This window comes from Micromonospora sp. M51, assembly GCF_018070305.1.
GTDB classification, from domain to species: domain Bacteria; phylum Actinomycetota; class Actinomycetes; order Mycobacteriales; family Micromonosporaceae; genus Micromonospora; species Micromonospora parva.
On sequence record NZ_JAGPXZ010001276.1, the window covers coordinates 1 to 950 of the forward strand.

The 950-nt window shown below is 73.6% G+C and carries 1 protein-coding gene; it reads right to left on the reverse strand.

The annotated features are described in order from the left end of the window. Nucleotides 1-874 (reverse strand): M17 family peptidase N-terminal domain-containing protein (locus KBX53_RS34260; protein ID WP_309140921.1); only part of this gene is annotated, 874 nt, incomplete at its 3' end. Nucleotides 875-950: the final 76 nt, after the last annotated feature.

The window sequence follows — 950 nt, forward strand, 5'->3', positions numbered from 1 at the left end:
GGGTGGCGGCGACGACAGCGGCCGCGCCGGCCATGTCCTTGCGCATCAGCTTCATCGACGCGACCGGCTTGATCGAGATGCCGCCGGTGTCGAAGGTGATGCCCTTGCCGATCAGCACCACGTGCGTACGCGCGTTGGCGGGGTGCCAGTCCAGTTCGACGAGCCGGGGTCCGCTGGCGGAGCCACCGCCGACGGCGAGGATCCCGCCGAAGCCCTCGGTGGTCAGCTCGGCCGGGCCACGGACCCGCAACCGCAGATCCGGAAGATCGGCCGCGGCGGAGGCCACCTGGTCGGCGAACCACTGCGGGGTCTTCACCGAGGAGGGGGTGTTGGTCAGGTCCCGGGCGAGATGGGTCATCGCGGCGGTGGTCCGGGCCGTGGCGACGCTGTCCTCGTACCGGGTCGGATCGCTGAGCAGCAGGTCGACGCCGGTGAGCGCCGGCCGGTCGCCGGCCTCGGTGAGCCGGAACCGGTACGCGGCGAGCAGCAGACCCTCGGCCAGTCCGCGCACGGCGGCCTGGGTCACCTCGGCCGGCAGCGCGATGGTGATATGCGTCTCAGCCGAGGCAGCGCGGGCCACTGTCGCGCCGGCCGTCCGCCAGGCCGCCTCGTCCCCACCACCGATGCCGAGCAGCACCAGCCGGCCGGGGGTACGCCCGGGGCGCAGCTGGGTGTGGATCTCGCCGGCTCGGCCCGTCAGTCGGGCCGCTGGCGCCAGCGCGGCGGCCTCCTCGGCAGTGCCGTCCGGGGGTGCCACGGCGGTCGACAGAGGCGCGGCCGAGGTGTCACCGCCCGCCGTCGAGTCGGCGGGTCGGACAGGCAGGACGAGAGCGTCGAGCCGGTCCGGCTCGGCGATCAGACGGATGGCGAGCACGCGGAACCGAACCTCCAGGAAAATGTCGCGGACCGGAAGCGAACCCACCTGCCCGCAGCGTTGAAGACCCTGAGCC